The following is an 852-nucleotide window of genomic DNA, read 5'->3' as shown; positions in this document are numbered from 1 at the left end:
ACTTGTAACAGTGCCACCTTCTCATATTATAAGCATAAAAAAACCCGAACCTAAGTTCGGGTTTTTCTTAATGCATGTGGCATTACAATCTGTAGATTACTCTACGATTGAAGCTACAACACCAGCACCAACTGTACGGCCACCTTCACGGATAGCGAAGCGTAAACCTTCGTCCATCGCGATTGGGCAGATTAGCTCTACAGTCATCTTGATGTTATCACCAGGCATTACCATTTCTACGCCATCTGGTAACTGTACGTCACCTGTTACGTCTGTTGTACGGAAGTAGAACTGTGGACGGTAACCTTTGAAGAATGGTGTATGACGGCCACCTTCGTCTTTCGAAAGTACGTATACTTCTGAAACGAATTTTGTGTGCGGCTTGATTGAACCAGGCTTACAAAGTACTTGACCACGCTCAACGTCTTCACGCTTAGTACCACGTAAAAGTGCACCAATGTTCTCACCTGCACGACCTTCGTCAAGCAACTTACGGAACATTTCAACACCTGTACAAGTTGTCTTCGTAGTGTCTTTGATACCTACGATTTCAACTTCGTCATTCACGTTTACAATACCAGCTTCTACACGGCCTGTTACTACTGTACCACGACCCTGGATTGAGAATACGTCTTCGATAGGCATGATGAATGGCTTATCGATGTCACGCTCTGGCTCTGGGATGTAAGAGTCTAGTGCTTCTGCAAGCTCTACAATCTTGTCTTCCCACTCTTTCTCGCCTTCTAACGCTTTAAGCGCAGAACCAGCGATTAGTGGTAAGTCATCACCTGGGAAGTCATACTCAGAAAGAAGCTCACGTACTTCCATCTCTACTAGTTCAAGTAGCTCTTC

Annotated in this window: 1 protein-coding gene; it reads right to left on the bottom strand. The window is 44.8% G+C overall.

Annotation, left to right across the window (positions count from 1 at the left end; all coding sequences use genetic code 11):
- Nucleotides 1-96: 96 nt before the first annotated feature.
- On the bottom strand, nt 97-852 hold a 756-nt coding region (locus SANK73390_RS18585; protein ID WP_462767878.1), incomplete at its 5' end, for an elongation factor Tu.

Source organism: Pseudoalteromonas sp. SANK 73390, assembly GCF_054966645.1.
This window is presented reverse-complemented; position numbering and strand designations above follow the sequence as displayed.